The organism is Tsukamurella sp. 1534, assembly GCF_000312385.1.
In the GTDB taxonomy this organism is placed as follows: domain Bacteria; phylum Actinomycetota; class Actinomycetes; order Mycobacteriales; family Mycobacteriaceae; genus Tsukamurella.
Genome location: NZ_HE997626.1, coordinates 2,219,862 through 2,236,263, shown reverse-complemented (window position 1 = coordinate 2,236,263; position 16,402 = coordinate 2,219,862). Strand labels below are relative to the sequence as shown.

At 71.6% G+C, this 16,402-nt stretch carries 17 protein-coding genes; 3 read left to right on the top strand and 14 right to left on the bottom strand.

Annotated features, from left to right (window positions below):
- Positions 1-76: 76 nt before the first annotated feature.
- The 7 genes from BN39_RS10910 to guaB form a co-directional block, all read right to left on the bottom strand.
- Positions 77-895 (bottom strand): SDR family oxidoreductase, encoded by an 819-nt coding sequence (locus BN39_RS10910; protein ID WP_019202435.1) that lies wholly within the window; start codon positions 893-895, stop codon positions 77-79.
- Between the two features lie 40 nt (positions 896-935).
- Complete coding sequence (gene guaA, locus BN39_RS10905; protein ID WP_019202434.1) at positions 936-2,504, bottom strand: glutamine-hydrolyzing GMP synthase; 1,569 nt, start codon at positions 2,502-2,504, stop codon at positions 936-938.
- A 70-nt stretch (positions 2,505-2,574) separates the two neighbouring features.
- Positions 2,575-2,955: a hypothetical protein gene (locus BN39_RS10900; RefSeq protein ID WP_148281464.1), complete on the bottom strand. Its 381-nt coding sequence runs from the start codon at positions 2,953-2,955 to the stop codon at positions 2,575-2,577.
- A 70-nt stretch (positions 2,956-3,025) separates the two neighbouring features.
- Complete coding sequence (locus tag BN39_RS10895) at positions 3,026-3,682, bottom strand: DNA alkylation repair protein (protein ID WP_019202432.1); 657 nt, start codon at positions 3,680-3,682, stop codon at positions 3,026-3,028.
- Between the two features lie 30 nt (positions 3,683-3,712).
- Positions 3,713-5,476, bottom strand: coding sequence for an FAD-dependent oxidoreductase (locus BN39_RS10890; RefSeq protein ID WP_019202431.1), 1,764 nt, complete (start codon positions 5,474-5,476; stop codon positions 3,713-3,715).
- A gap of 114 nt (positions 5,477-5,590) precedes the next feature.
- Positions 5,591-6,760, bottom strand: a complete 1,170-nt coding sequence (locus BN39_RS10885; protein WP_040766185.1) for a GuaB3 family IMP dehydrogenase-related protein — start codon at positions 6,758-6,760, stop codon at positions 5,591-5,593.
- Positions 6,761-6,831: 71 nt separating this feature from the next.
- The gene (gene guaB, locus BN39_RS10880) at positions 6,832-8,376 is read right to left on the bottom strand and encodes an IMP dehydrogenase (protein WP_019202429.1); all 1,545 of its coding nucleotides are present in this window, start codon (positions 8,374-8,376) and stop codon (positions 6,832-6,834) included.
- 84 nt (positions 8,377-8,460) lie between these two features.
- On the opposite strand from guaB, the gene BN39_RS10875 reads away from it, so the two are divergent.
- Positions 8,461-8,850, top strand: coding sequence for a DUF5319 domain-containing protein (locus BN39_RS10875; RefSeq protein ID WP_019202428.1), 390 nt, complete (start codon positions 8,461-8,463; stop codon positions 8,848-8,850).
- 61 nt (positions 8,851-8,911) lie between these two features.
- On the opposite strand, the gene BN39_RS22235 is transcribed toward BN39_RS10875, so the two are convergent.
- From BN39_RS22235 to BN39_RS10860, 3 genes are read right to left on the bottom strand one after another with little or no spacing between them, the layout of a single operon-like run.
- Positions 8,912-9,997: an anti-sigma-D factor RsdA gene (locus BN39_RS22235; RefSeq protein ID WP_019202427.1), complete on the bottom strand. Its 1,086-nt coding sequence runs from the start codon at positions 9,995-9,997 to the stop codon at positions 8,912-8,914.
- Positions 9,997-10,569 carry a sigma-70 family RNA polymerase sigma factor gene (locus BN39_RS10865; RefSeq protein ID WP_019202426.1) on the bottom strand — a complete coding sequence of 191 codons (573 nt, stop codon included), beginning with the start codon at positions 10,567-10,569 and terminating at the stop codon, positions 9,997-9,999. Before BN39_RS10865 ends, BN39_RS22235 begins: the two co-directional genes overlap by 1 nt.
- Before the next feature lie 20 nt (positions 10,570-10,589).
- On the bottom strand, positions 10,590-11,435 hold the full coding sequence (locus BN39_RS10860) for a hypothetical protein (RefSeq protein WP_019202425.1): 846 nt from the start codon (positions 11,433-11,435) through the stop codon (positions 10,590-10,592).
- A 370-nt stretch (positions 11,436-11,805) separates the two neighbouring features.
- On the opposite strand from BN39_RS10860, the gene BN39_RS10855 reads away from it, so the two are divergent.
- Complete coding sequence (locus BN39_RS10855) at positions 11,806-12,102, top strand: WhiB family transcriptional regulator (RefSeq protein WP_040767470.1); 297 nt, start codon at positions 11,806-11,808, stop codon at positions 12,100-12,102.
- Between the two features lie 73 nt (positions 12,103-12,175).
- Here BN39_RS10855 and groL read toward each other — a convergent pair whose 3' ends face one another.
- From groL to BN39_RS10840, 3 genes are all read right to left on the bottom strand, one after another.
- A complete protein-coding gene (gene groL, locus BN39_RS10850; RefSeq protein ID WP_019202423.1) occupies positions 12,176-13,789 on the bottom strand; it encodes a chaperonin GroEL in 1,614 nt (537 codons plus the stop codon).
- A gap of 83 nt (positions 13,790-13,872) precedes the next feature.
- On the bottom strand, positions 13,873-14,172 hold the full coding sequence (gene groES, locus BN39_RS10845) for a co-chaperone GroES (RefSeq protein WP_040766182.1): 300 nt from the start codon (positions 14,170-14,172) through the stop codon (positions 13,873-13,875).
- A 145-nt stretch (positions 14,173-14,317) separates the two neighbouring features.
- Positions 14,318-15,202: a helix-turn-helix domain-containing protein gene (locus BN39_RS10840; RefSeq protein WP_237741644.1), complete on the bottom strand. Its 885-nt coding sequence runs from the start codon at positions 15,200-15,202 to the stop codon at positions 14,318-14,320.
- A gap of 86 nt (positions 15,203-15,288) precedes the next feature.
- Between BN39_RS10840 and BN39_RS10835 the strand changes: the two genes are divergently transcribed.
- Positions 15,289-15,735 (top strand): hypothetical protein, encoded by a 447-nt coding sequence (locus BN39_RS10835; RefSeq protein WP_019202420.1) that lies wholly within the window; start codon positions 15,289-15,291, stop codon positions 15,733-15,735.
- On the opposite strand, the gene BN39_RS10830 is transcribed toward BN39_RS10835, so the two are convergent.
- Positions 15,696-16,402 (bottom strand): DUF2339 domain-containing protein (locus BN39_RS10830; protein ID WP_019202419.1); only part of this gene is annotated, 707 nt, incomplete at its 5' end. The genes BN39_RS10835 and BN39_RS10830 overlap by 40 nt on opposite strands.

Here is a 16,402-nt window from a genome sequence, read left to right as displayed (position 1 = left end):
CACCAGAAGACTTGCCCGGGGCGCGTTCTCCCTCACCCACGCGCCCCGGGCATTCCCCTGTCAGGGGGGCGGACCGTCAGGCCGCGAACAGCTCCCTGTTCGCGGCCGCCCACTGCTTCAGCGAGGTGGCGGGCCGGCCCGTGAGCCGCTCCACCAGGTCGTTCGGCTGCTGCTTCCACTCGACCGACGACGCCAGGAGATCCAGGTACCAGGACGCCATGTCGCCCATCTGCGGGCGCAGCATCTCCTCCGCGGCCTCGCGGCTGATCTGCTCGAACCGCACCGCACGGCCGATGCCCTCACCGATCTGCGCGGCCATCTGCGGCCGGGTCAGGTACTCCGGCCCGGTCAGCTCGTACATCCGCCCGACGTGCGGCGTACGGTCCTCGGCCGTGAGCAGAGCGGCGGCCACGGAGGCGATGTCCCCCATGCCGATCGGCGCGCTGCCCGCCTCCGGATACGGTTCGCGGACCACGCCCTCGGCCACCTGCCCGGCCCAGCCCGAGAAGTTCTCCAGGAACTCGCCCGGGCCGAGGTTCGTCACGTCGAGGCCGCTCGCGTTGATCGTGTCGGTCAGCTCCTGCCAGTGCGCGCCGCCCGACGTGGCGACCACGTACTGCACGCCCGCCTCCCTGGCGCGGCGCAGCACCTCGGCCGCCGTCGCCGGATACGGCGCGAGGTACATGGCGGTCACGCCCTCGAACGCGTCGCCGTGCTCCCCGTCCAGCGTCTCCGGCTTGCCGATGAACCCCGGAAAGGCCTGCACCCCTTCGGGGAGCCGCGCCTTCGCCGGATTGGTGGTGAGCGCACGGACGTCCGTCGCTCCCCTCGCCAACAGCTCGTCGACGACCTTCCGTCCGATGTTTCCCGTCGCACCCGTCACCAGAATCGTCATGGTTCCGACGGTACCGACGGCACCGGTCAGTTCACGACCGTTATTCCCATTCGATGGTGCCCGGCGGCTTGCTCGTCACGTCGAGCACCACGCGGTTGACCTCTTCGACCTCGTTGGTGATCCGCGTGGAGATGGTCTCGAGCGTCTCGTAGGGCACGCGCGTCCAGTCCGCGGTCATGGCGTCCTCGGAGCTGACGGGGCGCAGCACGATCGGGTGGCCGTAGGTGCGGCCGTCGCCCTGCACTCCCACGCTGCGCACGTCCGCGAGCAGCACCACCGGGCACTGCCAGATGGTCCCGTCGAGCCCGGCGGCGGTCAGCTCCTCGCGGGCGATCGCGTCGGCCTTGCGCAGCAGGTCCAGACGGTCCTTGGTGACCTCGCCGACGATGCGGATCGCCAGGCCCGGCCCCGGGAACGGCTGCCGCCCGACGATCTCCTCCGGGAGGCCCAGTTCGCGGCCCACCGCGCGCACCTCGTCCTTGAACAGCAGCCGCAGCGGCTCGACGAGGGTGAACTCGAGGTCCTCGGGGAGCCCGCCCACGTTGTGATGGCTCTTGATGTTCGCGGTGCCGCTGCCGCCGCCCGACTCCACCACGTCCGGGTAGAGGGTGCCCTGGACGAGGAAGTCGATGGTGTGCCCCTCCGCGGCCCGCGCCCCCAGCGCCTCCGAGACGACGTCCTCGAACGAGCGGATGAACTCGCGGCCGATGATCTTGCGCTTCTCCTCCGGATCGGAGACGCCCTTGAGGTGCCCGAGGAACGTCTCCTCCGCGTCGACGGTCACCAGGCGCGCGCCGGTCGCGTCCACGAAGTCCGTCTGCACCTGCTCGCGCTCGCCCTGCCGCAGCAGGCCGTGGTCGACGAAGACGCAGGTGAGCCGGTCGCCGATGGCGCGCTGCACGAGCGCGGCCGCCACCGCCGAGTCCACGCCGCCGGACAGCGCGCACAGCGCCAGGCCGTCGCCGACCTGCTCGCGCACGTCCTCGATGAGCTGCTCGGCGATGTTCGCCGGGGTCCACGTGGGCGTGAGCCCGGCGATCTCGTACAGGAAGCGGGTGAGCACCTCCTGGCCGTGCGGGCTGTGCAGCACCTCGGGGTGGTACTGGACGCCGGCCATCTTCTTCCCGACGTGCTCGAACGACGCGACGGGCGCGCCCGGCGTGGAGCCGACCGTGGTGAAGCCCTCGGGGGCGATCTGCACCGCGTCGTTGTGGCTCATCCACACCGGCTGCTCCGCGGGCAGCCCGGCGTGCAGCACGCCCCCGTCGGGGCTGAAGACGGTGCGGCCGAACTCGCGGCCGCCCGTGTTGGCGACGGTGCCGCCCAGCGCGCGGGCCATCATCTGGAAGCCGTAGCAGATGCCGAACACGGGGACGCCCAGATCGAACACCGCGGGGTCGAGGTTCGGCGCGTCCTCCGCATACACCGACGCGGGGCCGCCGGACAGCACGATGGCCGCCGGGTTCTTCGCGCGCACCTCGTCGGCGGTGATGGTGTGCGGCACCACCTCCGAGTAGATCCGCGCCTCACGCACGCGGCGCGCGATGAGCTGCGCGTACTGCGCGCCGAAGTCGACGACCAGAACCGGGCTGGGGGAAGTGTCCGTCACCCGGGACAGTCTAGTCGCGGGCGGCCCCGCCCCGAGCGGCGGCGCCATGTCCGAGTGCGGCGGCGCCGCGTCAGGGTGCGTCGACGGTCTCCCACAGCGGCACGTGCGCGTACCAGGGGTACTCGTCCGGGGTCGCGTGCACGTCCCGTCCGGCGAGGATCGCCTCGTTCTCCGCCCGCGCGTGCGGGGACAGGACGTCGATCGCGGCCTCCGCGACCCGGTGCGCGTCGGACTCGTCGAACCGCGCCCACAGCACCCGGCAGCGACGGTCCGCCACAGGGACGCCGGGGTGCTCGATCGCCCACTGCCGGCGCAGCGACGGGTCCTCCGGGGAGGTCGCGAACTCGAACCGCGACGTGCTCGTGTCGAGGAGGCCGCCGATCGCCGCGGCGACGCACGGCTCGTCCTCGGGGCGGATGAAGACGGTGACGAGGGGGAATCCAGCGGACATGCCGGTCACGCTACGGCGCCGAACCCCCATCGGGCATCAGGGATTCCACCGGTTCCACCCCTGGTTTCGGTCAGCCCTCGCGGCGACGGACGATCTCCGCGATCCACGCCGGCGCGAACGGGGAGGTGCATCCCTTGGACACCGGGTAGTCGGCGAGCACCTGCAGCTCCTCCCCGATCTCCACGGCGCGGGCGCGGCGGGCCGCGTCCTCGATGCCGATGGTCGCGAGCGTCTCGTTCATCGCCCACTGCAGCTTCGGGTCGGCGTCGCGCATCTCGCGGGCGATGGTGTCGAGCAGAGCGTCCCGGTCGAGGTCACCCTGCGGCACCGTGCGAGTGGCGAGTGTCCAGGCGGCCGCCCGGACCCGCGAATCCGGGTCCTCCCACCACCGCGCTCGCAGCTCGTCGGCGTGCGGCGACTTCGTGACCAGGTAGTTCAGCAGCCAGTCGTGCGCCTTGTCGCTGCGGGTGGAGCGGAGCATCGCGTCCAGCTCGTCCGCGGTGTACTGCTTCGGCCTGCTGATGAGCAGGGCCACGAGCTGCGCGGGGACGTCGCCCGAATGCCAGAGCGCGCCCGCCAGCTCCCGGTCGGTGCCGATCGACTTCGCCAGCGCCCGCAGCGTCGTGAGGTTCACGCCGTGCGGGTCACCGCGGCGCTCGTTGACGGCGCGCGCCTTCGGGTCCTCCAGCTCCGCCAGCTCGGCCACGATCTCGTCGACGCGCGTCATGGCACTGAAGCGTAGCGCCGCCGAAGGCGCTCAGGCCTGGGTCTCGGCGTCCTGAGCCGGGCGGACCTTCGGCAGCGGCAGCAGCAGCTGGCCGGGGGCACCCTCGGGCACGGCGGGGGCCTTCGGGGCGGTCGGCGCGATCCGGCGGTAGCCGGCGCCCTGCGCGGGACGCGGATCCGCTTCGCCCTTGTTCGGCCACAGCGACGCGGCCCGCTCGGCCTGCGCGGCGATCGACAGCGACGGGTTCACGCCGAGGTTCGCGGAGATGGCGGCGCCGTCGACCACGAACAGCGACGGGTAGTTGTGCACACGGTGATACGGGTCGATCACACCGGTCTCCGGCGTCTCCGAGATCGCCGCGCCGCCGAGGAAGTGGGCGGTCATGGGCACGTTGAAGATGTCGCCCCAGGTGCCTCCCGCCACGCCGTTCAGTTTCTCGGCGCCGATCCGCGCCGCCTCGTTGCCCGCCGGGATCCACGTGGGGTTCGGGGCGCCGTGGCCCTGCTTGGACACCATGCGGCGCTTCTTCGAGCCGGGGATCTTCTTGGTGTACGTGGTGATCGAGTTGTCGAGGCTCTGCATCACCAGCAGGATCAGCACCCGCTGACCCCAGTTCTTCTGCGTCAGCAGCAGTTTCAGGTCCGACGGCTTCTTCGCGAGCCCCTTGACGAAGCCCGAGAGCCGGGTGCGGCCCGCACCGCCGTCCACCAGGAGGGTCTGCAGCAGCCCCATCGCGTTGCGGCCGGGCCCGTAGCGGACGGGCTCGATGTGGGTATCGGGCGTCGGGTAGAAGGAGCTGGTGATCGCGACCCCCTGGGACAGGTCCTGATCCGGATCCGCGTGCACGCGAGCCGATCCCAGGATCGACTCCGAATTGGTGCGGGTGAGCACACCGAGCCGGTCCGACAACTCGGGCAGCGCGCCGGTGTCCTTGAGCGAGTGCAGCAGCGTCTGGGTGCCCCAGGTACCGGCCGCGAAGACCACGTTGTCCGCGGTGTAGACGGTGCGGTTCTTGCGGGCGACTGCGCCGGTGCGCTCGGTGTAGACCTCCCACACGCCCTTGCGGCCCTCGCGCAGCCCGGTGACCGTGGTCATCGGGATGAACCGCGCGCCGCCCTTCTCGGCGAGGTGGATGTAGTTCTTCATCAGCGTGTTCTTCGCGCCCACGCGGCAGCCCGACATGCACTGGCCGCACTCGGTGCAGCCGGTGCGGGCGGGGCCCGCGCCGCCGAAGAAGGGGTCCTCGTCCGTGCGGCCCGGCCGGTTGAAGTACACGCCGACGGGGGTCTCGGTGTACGTGTCCGCGACGCCCATCTCCTCCGCGATCTGCTTGATCACGCGGTCCGACGGGGTCTCGTGCGGGTTCTTCACCACGCCCAGCATGCGGCGGGCCTGGTCGTAGAACGGGCTGAGCTCGTCGTCCCAGTCCGTGATGGCCTTCCACTGCGGGTCGTTGAAGAACGGCGCGGGCGGCTTGTAGAGGGTGTTCGCGTAGTTCAGGGAGCCGCCGCCCACGCCGGCGCCGGCGAGCACCACGGCGTCGTTGAGCAGGTGGATCCGCTGGATGCCGTAGCAGCCGAGCTTGGGCGCCCACAGGAACTTCTTGAGGTTCCACGTGGTCTCGGCGAAATCCTCGTCCTCGTACCGGCGGCCCGCCTCCAGGACGCCCACGCGGTAGCCCTTCTCGGTCAACCGCAGCGCCGTGACGCTGCCTCCGAAGCCGGAGCCGATCACGAGCACGTCGAAGTGGTCGCCCGCGTCCTGCGTCAGTGCCTTCTTGAGTCCCTTGGCCATGTCGCGATACCCCTCACCCGTCCGAGAAGGACATGTGTCACCGGGCCGCGGCTGAAACGGCCCTACTGCCGGGTAACGGTACTACTAAACGCGACTCAATAACAGGCCTTCGCGTCAGTACGCGACGTTCAGGCCCACCTTCTGGAACTCCTTGAGCTCGCTGTAACCGGCCTTCGCCATCGACCGGCGCAGGCCTCCGACCAGGTTCAACTGGCCGTTCGGCTCGCCCGACGGTCCGCTCACGATGGTCGCCAGCGACGGCGACGCCGCCGTCTCCCCCGCGTCCAGCCCGCCCAGCTGCGCGGGCGCCACGGCACCGCGCGGCATCGACGGGTGCGCGGCCACCGACGGCCAGTACCAGCCCTTCCCCGGCGCCTCCGCGGCCACGGCCAGCGGGGCGCCCAGCATCGTCGCGTCCGCGCCGCACGCGATGGCGCGCGCCACGTCGCCCGAGCTGTAGATGTCGCCGTCGGCGATGACGTGCACGTACCGGCCGCCGGTCTCGTCCAGGTAGTCGCGACGGGCCGCGGCCGCGTCGGCGATGGCCGTGGCCATCGGCACCCCGATGCCCAGCACCTCGCGGGTGGTGGTGGCGCCCTCGGCGGAGCCGTAGCCCACGATGACGCCGGCCGCGCCCGTGCGCATGAGGTGCAGCGCGGTGCGGTGATCGCTCACGCCGCCCGCCACGACGGGCACGTCGAGATCGCCGATGAAGGTCTTGAGGTTGAGCGGCTCCCCCGCCGAATCCTCGGCGGAGACGTGCTCCGCCGAGATGATGGTGCCGTGGATCACCAGCAGGTCGATCCCCGCCTTGACCAGCACCGGCGTCAGCTCTCGCGCACGCTGCGGCGACACCCGCACCGCGACGGTCACGCCGGCGTCCCGGACCTGCCCGACGGCGGCGGCCAGCAGCTCGGGATCCAGCGGCGCGGCGTGCAGCTCCTGCAGGCGGCGGATCGCCGAGACCCCCGTGATGTCGGAGGCCGCGAGCGCCACCACCTCGTCGAGCTTGGCCTGCGCATCGCGGTGCCGCGAGAACAGCCCCTCTGCGTTGAGCACGCCCAGGCCGCCCAGCTTGCCGAGCTCGATCGCGAAGTCCGGCGAGCCGACCGCGTCGGTGGGGTGCGCCAGGATAGGGGTGTCGAAGCGGTACGCGTCGAGCTGCCAGGCGGTGGACACCTCCTTCGACGAGCGGGTCCGCCGCGACGGGACGATGTTCACGTCCTGCAGTTCGTAGGTGCGTCGAGCCGTCCGGCCCATGCCGATCTCAACCATGTCGCGCAACGCGCTCAGTCCTTCCGATTCCGGGGACCTCGCCCCCGACGTGCGGCCGTGCGGCCGCGTCCAGCCCCGGCCTAGCGCGTGGTGTAGTTCGGCGCCTCGACCGTCATCGTGATGTCGTGCGGGTGCGATTCTTTCAGACCCGCCGCGGTGATCTGCACGAACTGGGCGCGATGCAGGTCGGCGATGGTCTGGCTGCCCGTGTACCCCATCGCCGCGCGGAGGCCGCCGGTCAGCTGGTGGATGACCGAGCTCAGCGGGCCGCGGAACGGCACGCGGCCCTCGATGCCCTCGGGCACCAGCTTGTCCTCGGAGAGCACGTCGTCCTGGAAGTAGCGGTCCTTGGAGTACGACTTGCCCTGGCCGCGGCCCTGCATGGCGCCGAGGCTGCCCATGCCGCGGTAGCTCTTGAACTGCTTGCCGCCCACCAGGATCAACTCACCGGGCGACTCCGCGGTGCCCGCCAGGAGGGAGCCGAGCATGGCCGTCGAGGCGCCGGCCGCCAGGGCCTTCGCCACGTCGCCCGAGAACTGCAGGCCGCCGTCGGCGATTACGGGGACGCCCGCCGCGGCGCACACCGCGTTGGCCTCCAGGATGGCGGTGATCTGCGGGGCGCCGACGCCGGCGACCACGCGGGTGGTGCAGATGGAGCCGGGGCCGACGCCGACCTTCACCGCATCGGCGCCCGCCTCGACGAGCGCGGCCGCGCCGCTGCGCGTCGCGATGTTGCCGCCGATGATCTGCACGTCGTCGCCCAGCTCCGCCTTGAGCTTCTCGATCATGTTGAGCACGCCGCTGGAATGGCCGTGCGCCGAATCGACCACGAGCACGTCGACTCCGGCGTCGCGCAGCGCCATCGCGCGCTCCCACGCCTCGTCGCCCGCGCCGACCGCGGCACCGACCAGCAGCCGGCCGTCGGAGTCCTTGGTGGCATGCGGGTGCTGCTCGGTCTTGACGAAGTCCTTGACCGTGATCAGCCCGGTGAGCTTGCCGTTGCCGTCCACGATCGGGAGCTTCTCGATCTTGTGCCGGCGCAGCAGGCCCAGCGCCGCCTCGGCCGTGACCCCCTCCTGCGCGGTGATCAGCGGCGCCTTCGTCATCACCTCGGACACCGGGCGATCGAAATCGACCTCGAAGCGCATGTCGCGGTTGGTGATGATGCCGACCAGCGTGCCCTGCTCGTCCGTCACCGGCAGGCCGGAGATGCGGAATCGGCCGCACATGTCGTCGACCTCGCGGAGCGTGTCCGACGGGCTGCAGGTGACCGGGTCGGTGACCATGCCGGCCTCCGAGCGCTTCACCGTCTCCACCTGCTGGGCCTGCGCGTCGACCGAGAGGTTGCGGTGCAGGACGCCCATGCCCCCGTTGCGGGCCATGGAGATGGCCATCCGGGCCTCGGTGACGGTGTCCATCGCCGAGCTGATGAGCGGCACCTTGAGCGAGATCAACCGGGTGAGCTGCGTCGAGGTGTCCACCGCCGAGGGGACGATGTCCGAGGCGGCCGGGACGAGAAGGACGTCGTCGAAGGTCAGGCCCCGCAGGGCGACCTTGTTCGGATCGTCCCCCCCGATGGTCACGGGGCCGGTGGAAGCGGGCGCGGATGCGGCGGAACGCGTCATGTATCCATGGTACGCGGCGGATACTTCGGCTCACGCAGGGCGTGTGACTGGCCAGAACGTGCGCTTTCTGCGTACCGTGGGGTCGTGCGCAACAACCTTCCACCCGGGCTCCCGCCGGATCCGTTCGCGGACGATCCGAGCGATCCGACGGCCGCGCTCGACTCCCTCGATCCCGGCCAACCGCTCGACCCCGCCGAACGCCTGGCGGTCGAGGAGGACCTGGCCGACCTCTCCGTGTACGAGGCGCTTCTCGCGCATCGCGGCATCCGCGGCCTGGTGATCTGCTGCGACGACTGCCAGGAGGATCACTACCACGACTGGGACATGCTGCGCGCGAATCTGCTGCAGCTGCTCGTCGACGGCACCGTCCGGCCGCACGAGCCGGCCTACGATCCCGCCCCCGACGCCTACGTCACGTGGGATTACTGCCGCGGCTACGCCGACGCCGCGATGAACCTCGCCAACGAGGAGTAGCCGCACTCGAGACGCAGGAAGGGCCCCACCTCCGGGTGGGGCCCTTCCGCTGTCATGAACGTCACTCGCCGGGCAACTGCCCCGGGCGCTGCACCGTGAACGTCGGCCGCGGCTTCGTGGTCGTCGTCGTGGTGGTCGGCTTCGGCTTCGTCGTCGTGGTGGTCGTCGGATCGTCCGACGGCTCGGTCGGCTTCGGCTTCGTCGTGGAGGTCGGCTTCGGCTTCGACGTGGTCGGCTTCAGCATGATCGTGGGGTCGACCGTGGTCTGCGGCGGCGGGGACACCGTCGTCGGATCGGGCGACGTCGGGCGGGTCGTGGGGTCCTGAGTGTGCGACGGGGGCAGGTCGGTGGAACCGATCGGCAGCTCCGCCTGCGCCTCGAGGGCCCGGATCCGCTCCTGCAGCTTCGCGCGGTCCCGCGCGTTCTTGACCTTCGCGGCCTCCTGGCGCGCGCTGACCAGCGCCGTCTCGGCGGCCGACGGGTTGCTCGCGCTGATCTCCCGATCGGCGATCGCGAGCTGCTCCTTGGCCTGCGAGGTGGCGAGGGTCTGCGACGCGGCGTCGGAGAAGACGACCTCCTTGACGCTCCACAGGGCACCGTCGCCCGGGGTCGCGGAGTTCACCACCACGGTGCCGCCGCCCAGGATGGCGAGGGCCGCGGCGGCGGAGCCGGCGATCACGGTGAACCTCCGGGCGCGCTTGCGGCCGGGCGCGTCCGCCAGGGGCGTCACACCGTCGGTCGACGGTCCGCGGTCGCCCCCGCGGCCGCCGCCCTGCCGGCGCCCGCTCTCCGCGGCTGCCGCGGCCTCGTCGAGGGACGGGCCCGCGGGAACGGGCGTGGTGACGATCTCGTCGCGCCAGTCCGCGAGCAGGGATGCGAGCGCGAACTCGGTGTCGTCGGCGGTGCTGACGGCACCGCCCGCGGCGAGCGCCTCGATCAGGTCGTCATCGCGCCGGACCGCCGCCACGTCGACGGGCGCGCCGTCGTCGGTGACCCGGTCCACGTACCCCGCGTCCGCCCGGTTCGCGCCGGGCGCACTTCCGGGGCGCATGGGCCGCATCGGCGGTCCGAGACGGTGAGCGGCCGTGCGCTCGGGGTCGCGGGGGTCGCCCGCACCTCCGGTGTTACGCGGATCGTTATCGGCCATCAGTTCTCACCTTCTTTCGCGATCTGGTTCTTCAGTTTGGTCAGTGCTCGATGCTGAGCGACGCGGACGGCACCGGCGGTGCCGCCCACGGCCTCCGCGGTCTCCTCGGCCGACAGGCCGACGACCACGCGGAGGATCAGGATCTCGCGCTGTTTCTCGGGGAGCGAGCTGAGCAGCCGGCCCATTCTGCGGTTGGCCTCGGAATCGAGGGCCATGAGCTCGGGGCCGCCGTCCAGCGACGCTCTCTCTGGCATCTCGTCGTAGGGGTCGGATTTGTTACGCGAGGCGGATCGGAACCCGTCCGCGACCTTGTGCGCGGCGATGCCGTACACGAACGCCATGAACGGGCGCCCCTGGTCCTCGTAACGGGGCAGGGCCGTCATCACAGCCATGCACACCTCCTGCGCGATATCCTCTGCCGACAGCGAGTGGCGCTCGCCACCGCCGACCCGCGCGCGGCAGTACCGCACGACGAGGGGTCGGATGGTGTCGAGCACATCTGCGAGCGCGGACCTGTCGCCCCGCGTCGCTGCGCGTACGGCGTGGTCCAGCTCCTCACCTGTCAGTTTCATCGCCAGCCTGCATCCTGCCGTTACATCCGTATCAGTTCCGCGCCATCACGAATCCATTCGGCTTCACGTTCGGCGGCCTCCCGTACGAACCGTTCCCCCCGCCCAGCGACTGACAAGGCGGTCAACAATTTCGCACCGGCCCACCATAGAGGATTCAAGCCGTCGCGAGTAGCGACCTGATACGCCCGGTCCGCGGCCTCACGCGCCCCGTCGGGGTCCCCCGTGGAGGCCAGGCCGGCGGCCACGATGAGCTGCGTCTTCGCATGATGACGGGGCTTTTCGGGCCCCGGATCTGCGGCGATCAATCCGGCGACGGCGAGGGCCGCGCCGTCCGCGTCGCCGGAGTAGACGGCGAGTTCCGCGGCCACCCAGTCGCGCCGGAGGCGGGCGCGGGGCACCGTCCACCACGGTTCGGAACCGGGCGCGAGGGCGAGGTATCCGTCCGCCCGGTCGAGCATCCGCGCGGCGAGCGCAAACCGTCCCGTGCCCAGCGCGTCCGCGGCGAGGCCGACGGCCGCGTCGACGCGCGATGCCACATCCAACGGCGACGCGGGGTGTGTTCGGGCGTCGAGGGCGGCGCCGAGCGCGGCACCGTCGAGCGACGAGGCGTCCCGGTGCCGGCCCGACTGGCGCACCATCGAGGCCTCCAGGCACCGGGCGGCCGAGGCGAACGGCCCGTCGGCGACGGTGCGCGTGCGGGTCCGCGCGGCGGCGAACCGCCCGCGCCCGGCGAGGGCGACGGCGGAACACCACGCGAGGCCCGCCGCCGAGTCCGCCGGCCCCGGATCGCCCGCTCCGGCGCCGAACGCGGCCCGGAGCGCACCCTCCGCAGCCCCCTCCGGGCGCCCGGATCGACCTGTTTCCAAAGATTTAACCTTCCCTGATTTGCATCCACGAAATGCCTATTAGGTGCTGTACATCGGATCTGCATGTTACCCGGAGGTAAATCATCATCCAGGCGAAACCGGCCCCATCGCCGGCGAAGCCCCCACCTCCCGCGCCCCGGAGAACACCACCTCACCTGGCCTTACCGCCCGTCGACCCGCAAGCTGTGCGATCGCAAATATGTCACCTAGCCTGTCGCGAGAATGAACGCAATGTTAAATCGCTCCGTGAGCCCAAGGGCACCGGAACGGGGGAAGCCCTGTTGACCTTCGTCAAGCGAACTGCATACGGTATGCCCGGAGGAAACAACGACGTTTCGCCAGCGACAACGCCGAGTGTTTGGAGAACGCGATGCCTCAACCCAATGAACTGCCCGGGCCCAACGCCGACTTCTGGGACTGGCAGATGCGGGGCGTGTGCCGCGGCGTGGACAGCTCGGTGTTCTTCCATCCGGACGGAGAGCGGGGCCGCGCCCGCGCACAGCGCGAACGCCGCGCCAAGGAACTCTGCCACACCTGCCCGGTCCTGGCGCAGTGCCGCTCGCACGCCATCGCCGTCGCCGAGCCGTACGGCATCTGGGGCGGCCTGTCGGAGTCGGAGCGCGCCGCGCTGATGAAGCGCGACACCCGCCGCCGCATCGCGGGCTGAATCGCCCGCAGACGAACGACGACGCCCCCGGCTGCTGCCGGGGGCGTCGTACTGCGGAGAACCGTGCGGGGAACTAGTGCGCGTGGCCGTGGCCGGCGTGCGCGTCGTCGTCCTCGTCGACCGGCTTGTCCACGACGGTCGCCTCTGTGGTGAGGATCATCCGCGAGACGGACGCGGCGTTCACCACGGCGCTGCGGGTCACCTTGACCGGGTCGATCACGCCGTCGGCGATGAGGTCGCCGAACTCCAGCGTGGCCGCGTTGAAGCCGTCGCCGGTCTCGACCACCCGGTTGATGACGACCGAGCCGTCCTCACCGGCGTTGCTGGCGATCCAGTAGAGCGGCGCGGTCAGCGCCTGCCGGAACGCCCGCACACCGATCTTGAAGTCGCCCTCGGACGACCCCTCGAGCTCGGCGAGCTGTGCGGCGACCTTCACCAGGGCGGTGCCGCCACCGGAGACGATGCCCTCCTCGACCGCGGCCTTGGCGGCGTGCACGGCGTCCTCGACGCGGTGCTTGCGCTCCTTGAGCTCGGTCTCGGTGTGCGCGCCGACGCGGATCACCGCGACGCCGCCGGCCAGCTTCGCGAGGCGCTCGGAGAGCTTCTCGCGGTCCCAATCGGAATCGCTGGCCTCGATCTCGGCCTTGATCTGCGCCGAGCGCTGCTGCAGGTCGTCCTTGGACCCGGCACCGTCGACGATGGTGGTCGAGTCCTTGGTGACCTCCACGCGGCGGGCGCTGCCCAGCACGTCGACGCCGGCCGTCTGCAGGCTCAGGCCCAGATCGGTGTTGATGACGGTGCCGCCCGTGACGATCGCGAGGTCCTCGAGGAAGGCCTTGCGGCGGTCACCGAAGAACGGCGCCTTCACGGCGACGGCCTTGATCGTCTTGCGCAGCGTGTTGAGGACCAGGGTCGAGAGGGGCTCGCCCTCGACGTCCTCGGCCACGATCAGCACCGGCTTGCCGGTCTCGACGATCTTCTCGAGCAGCGGCAGGAAGTCCGGCAGCGAGCTGATCTTGTCGCGGTAGAGCAGCACGAGCGCATCGTCGAAGACGACCTTGCGCTCCTCGAGATCCGTGACGAAGTTCGGCGAGATGTAGCCCTTGTCGAACTGCACGCCCTCGGTGACCACGACGTCGGTCTCGACGCCCGAGCTCTCCTCGACCGTGACGACGCCGTCGGCGCCGACCTTGGTCATCGCGGCGCCGATCATCTCGCCGAGCTCGGAGTCGCGCGAGCTCACGGTCGCGACCTGGGCGATCGCCTTCTCCCCGTCGACGGGGGTGGCCTGGGCGACGAGGATCTCGGCGGCCTTGTCGGCGGCCACGCCGATGCCCTTGCCGAACTCGATCGGGTTGGCGCCGGCCGCCACGTTGCGCAGGCCCTCGCGGACGAGCGCCTGGGCGAGCACGGTCGCGGTGGTGGTGCCGTCGCCCGCCACATCGTTGGTCTTGGTGGCGACGGACTTGACCAGCTGGGCGCCGAGGTTCTCGACCGGATCGTCGAGCTCGATCTCCTTGGCGATGGTCACGCCGTCGTTGGTCACGGTGGGGCCGCCGAACGCCTTGGCGAGCACCACGTGCCGGCCGCGGGGTCCGAGGGTCACCTTCACCGCGTCGGCGAGCGCGTCGACGCCGGCCTCGAGGCTGCGGCGCGCGACCTCGTCGAATTCGATCTGCTTAGCCATGTTTCAAGCTCCTTAGAAACGATCGGACCGCCCCGCCCTCAGCTTCGGGCGGGGCGGTCCGGGATCGCACGTGTACTTGCCGACTACTTGCCGATGACGGCGAGGACGTCGCGCGAGCTGAGCACCAGGTACTCCTCGCCGTCGTAGTTGAACTCGGTGCCGCCGTACTTGCTGAACAGCACGGTGTCGCCCTCGCTGATGCCGGTCGGGACGCGGTTGCCCTGCTCGGTCACGCGGCCCTCGCCGACGGCGACGACGGTGCCGGTCTGCGGCTTCTCCTTGGCGGTGTCCGGAATAACCAGGCCCGACGCAGTGGTGGTCTCGGCCTCGGTGGCCTTGACCAGGATCTTGTCGTCAAGCGGCTTGATGTTCACGCTTGCCACAGTTCGCCTCCATGTGTGGATGTCTTCTGTCAGTTGTCTGGCCCGAAAGTCACAGCCGTCGTCGCGGGTGCCGGCGTCACCTGTGCGCCCGGATACCCGGGACGCACGAACCACTTAGCACTCTACCCATGGGAGTGCTAGCGCTTCAAGGCCCGGTCTGCGAGAGGCCGGCCGAGGCCCCGTCGCCCGCGGCGGCGGGCAGGTACGCGGCCGTGTGCGGAGCCCGCGCCAGCAGGTCGCCGACGAGTTCGTCGAGCCCCGCGGCGGCGCGGTCGAGCGCCCGCCGGGTCGCTTCGTCCATCGGGTAGAAGGCCTCCAGCACCAGGCTCTCGAGGACCACGTCGCGCGGGCTGCCGAACGTGGTGAGCGTACTGACGAACGCGAGCTCGGCACCGTCGTCGCCGCGGAGCCGGAACGGGACGAACACGCCGGGCGCGGGATCGGGTTCGACGGTGCCCGCCGGCGCCGGGTACGCGCGCAGCTCGTCGTACAACTCCTTGAGGGCGGGATCGGCCGTGCGTTCGTGGGTGCGCCGGATGCGGCCGAGCAGGGAGTCCCGCACCTGCGCGTGGTTGACCAGGCGGCGCGCCAGCCCGCCCGGGTGCAACGTGAGCCGCATGGCGTTGACCGGCGCGGCCAGCAGGTCGTCGTCGACGCCGGCCGCGAGCAGCGTCGCGCCGGGGTTGGCCGCCACCAGGTCGAAGCCGTCGCCGAGGACCAGCGCGGGGTACGGCGCGTGGGCGGCGAGCACGGTGTCCAGCGCGGCGCGGACGGGGCGCATGGGCTCGTCGTCGAGGCGGTGCGCGGAGTAGCGCGGCGCGAACCCCGCGGCCAGCAGCGCCTCGTTGCGGGCGCCCAGCGGCATGTCCAGCCGCTCCCCCAGCGCGGCGACGAGGCGGCTGCTGGGCCGCGCCCGGCCGGTCTCCACGAAGCTGAGGTGCCGCGCGGAGACGCCGACCGCGAGCGCCAGGTCGAGCTGCGTCAGCCGCCGCCGCAGGCGCCAGTCCCGGATCATCTCTCCGCACGTCACGAGCCCGACGCTAGCCCGGACGGTAGGCGCCCGCTTTACCTCCCGGGTAATCGACGCGGCCCGGTCCCGGGCCGAGACTCGCTGCCATGACGACCACGATCACCGCATCCGACCGACTGTCCCCCGCCTTCACCGCGATGGCGGCGGGGCGCATCGCCTGGGGCGCCGCCGCGGTGCTCGCGCCGCGGACGAACCTTCGCGTCGCGGGCGCACCGTCGCTCGGGGCGCCGCACACCGACTACCTGATCGGGGTGTTCGGGGTGCGCGCTTTCGCGATCGGGCTCGGCTACCTCACGGGCGACGGTGCCACCCGGGCGCGGTGGCGCCGCCTCGGCCTGCTCGTGGACGTGGTGGACACCGCGAACGGCCTGGCCCGGTTCGCCGCGACCGACGACGCCGAATCCCGCCGGGCGGGGCGCCTCATGGTGGCGATCACCGGCGCCTACGCCACGGTCGGGCTCGCGGATGCGGCCGCGGGGCTGTTCCGCGCCCGTCAGGCCGCGCGCCGCGGCCGCTCGGTCCTGGCTGCGTAGGCGGCGCCGACGCCGAGCAGGGTGACGCCGACCAGGAGGAAGGCGATCACTCGGACGGCTCCGTCGAGCGCCGCGAGGTCGAACAGGAAGAGCTTGGCGACCGCGGCGCCGATCATCGTCAGGCCCGCCACCGTGAGCACGGCGTCGCCCGAGCGTCGACGCAGCAGCGCCGTGGCGCCCGCGGCCATCCAGGTGACCGTCGCGAGGCCGTGGCCCCAGCGCATGCCCTCGGTGCCGGCGAGCGCGAACCCGGCGTTGGCCAGGAGCGCGGTGATCGCGCCCAGGAACACGATCCCGGCGGCCACGCCCGCCGCGGCCCGCTGCTCGCGCGGCACCACCGGGAGCAGCCGCCACAGCACGGCGACCGCGAACAGCAGAGCCAGCGCGGAGGCCGTGAGCACGGGCGCCGTCCCCGCGCCGTGCCGGGCTGCGCGGGCGATGGCGAGCACGGTGCCGCGGTAGCGCTCCGCGGCGAGGAGGACGCCGACGCCGCCCAGCGCGGCCGCAGTCCAGACCGCGGCGGGATCGCGGCGCGCGGCGACCAGGGCCGCGGCGCCGAGGGCGAGCACGGCGGCGGGCGCCCACGCCTCCGGGACGAGGATCAGCGCGCCGCACAGCGCGGATACGGCACCGGCACCGAACCAGGTGGCGCGCACGGACTTCCGCG

What these genes read in the sequence shown, in the direction of transcription:
- BN39_RS10895 (WP_019202432.1), bottom strand. Translation starts at nt 3,682, where the DNA reads ATGACGCGCGTCGACGAGATCGTGGCCGAGCTGGCGGAGCTGGAGGAC.
- BN39_RS10910 (WP_019202435.1), bottom strand. Translation starts at nt 895, where the DNA reads ATGACGATTCTGGTGACGGGTGCGACGGGAAACATCGGACGGAAGGTC.
- groL (WP_019202423.1), bottom strand. Translation starts at nt 13,789, where the DNA reads ATGGCTAAGCAGATCGAATTCGACGAGGTCGCGCGCCGCAGCCTCGAG.
- BN39_RS10865 (WP_019202426.1), bottom strand. Translation starts at nt 10,569, where the DNA reads ATGAAACTGACAGGTGAGGAGCTGGACCACGCCGTACGCGCAGCGACG.
- BN39_RS10835 (WP_019202420.1), top strand. Translation starts at nt 15,289, where the DNA reads ATGACGACCACGATCACCGCATCCGACCGACTGTCCCCCGCCTTCACC.
- BN39_RS10900 (WP_148281464.1), bottom strand. Translation starts at nt 2,955, where the DNA reads ATGTCCGCTGGATTCCCCCTCGTCACCGTCTTCATCCGCCCCGAGGAC.
- guaB (WP_019202429.1), bottom strand. Translation starts at nt 8,376, where the DNA reads ATGACGCGTTCCGCCGCATCCGCGCCCGCTTCCACCGGCCCCGTGACC.
- BN39_RS10855 (WP_040767470.1), top strand. Translation starts at nt 11,806, where the DNA reads ATGCCTCAACCCAATGAACTGCCCGGGCCCAACGCCGACTTCTGGGAC.
- BN39_RS22235 (WP_019202427.1), bottom strand. Translation starts at nt 9,997, where the DNA reads ATGGCCGATAACGATCCGCGTAACACCGGAGGTGCGGGCGACCCCCGC.
- BN39_RS10890 (WP_019202431.1), bottom strand. Translation starts at nt 5,476, where the DNA reads ATGGCCAAGGGACTCAAGAAGGCACTGACGCAGGACGCGGGCGACCAC.